The organism is Cupriavidus sp. IDO, from assembly GCF_000812465.1.
Classification (GTDB): Bacteria; Pseudomonadota; Gammaproteobacteria; order Burkholderiales; family Burkholderiaceae; genus Cupriavidus.
The window spans coordinates 1-1,102 of sequence record NZ_JWMA01000186.1 but is presented as its reverse complement, the minus strand read 5'-3'; the positions used below and the strand labels follow the sequence as shown (position 1 = coordinate 1,102).

The 1,102-nt window shown below is 57.3% G+C and carries 1 protein-coding gene; it reads left to right on the top strand.

What is annotated here, in order from left to right; genetic code table 11:
* The first annotated feature begins 81 nt into the window (after positions 1-81).
* A protein-coding gene (locus RM96_RS39120) for an IS630 family transposase (protein ID WP_152624265.1) occupies positions 82-1,076 on the top strand; the annotation gives its coding sequence in 2 pieces (ribosomal slippage) (positions 82-547 and positions 547-1,076; 996 coding nt in all).
* The last annotated feature ends 26 nt before the right edge of the window (positions 1,077-1,102 follow it).

Genomic DNA, 1,102 nt, shown 5'->3' with positions numbered 1-1,102 from the left:
TATTGAGATTTACAAAAAACATGACAACCGATTCTAGGCCGGTGCGTTTTATCTCGAACAGGTCGAATGGAGATATGCGCCATGGCGAAGAGTCCGTTAGACGATGCGACGAAGAAGCGCTTGCGAGCTGGTCGGATGTTGTTGGAGGGCAAGCGGCCAGCCGAGGTGGCATCGACCGTAGGGGTCGCCCGGCAAACGGTGTACACGTGGAAGGCTCTGCTTGATGAAGGCGGAATTGATGCGCTGCGGGCTGTGCCAGGTCGGGGCCGTCCCGCGAAGCTTGAACCGGAGCAATTGGCCGAATTGCGCGGGGCGTTGCTGCAAAGCCCGACTGCGCATGGCTTTGGTACCGAGCTATGGACACTCAAGCGTGTCGGTGCCCTCATCAAGCGGATGTATGGCGTCGAGTTCAGCCAAACGCAGGTCTGGCGCATTCTTGGAGCATTGGGTTTCAGCGCGCAAAAGCCAGAGCGTCGCGCGATCGAGCGAGACGAAGACGCAGTGCGCCACTGGAAGCGCCACACCTGGCCCGCGCTTAAAAAAAAGCCCAGCGCGAAGGCCGATTGATTGTCTTTATCGACGAGACCGGCATCAGCGAGCGCCCCACGCGCGTGCGTACCTGGGCGCCGAAGGGGCAAACACCCATCATCCAGTTTCATTTCAACTGGAACCATGTGTCGGCGATTGCCGGACTCAGTCGCACCAACTACCTGTTTCGGCTGTACGAAGGCAGCGTCAAGAAAGAACAGGTAGTCGAGTTTCTCAAGGCGCTCAAAGCCCATCTGAAGCAGCCATTGCTGATCATCTGGGATGGTGCCAGGCCCCATCGCGCCGCAATGGTTCGCGAATATCTGGATTCCCTCGAGGGACACATTCATATGACCTTCCTGCCACCGTACTGTCCCGAGCTCAACCCCGTTGAGTACCTTTGGGCGTGGCTCAAGCGTCATGCAATCGCGAACTTCTGCCCCGACAACCTCAACGAATTGCACAACACCGCTCGCAACAAACTCAAGAGCGCTCAGCACCGACCTTCGATCATCGCCGCGTGCTGGGTTCAGGCAACGTTGTGGTGATGTCATGATTTACGGAAAGATCAATA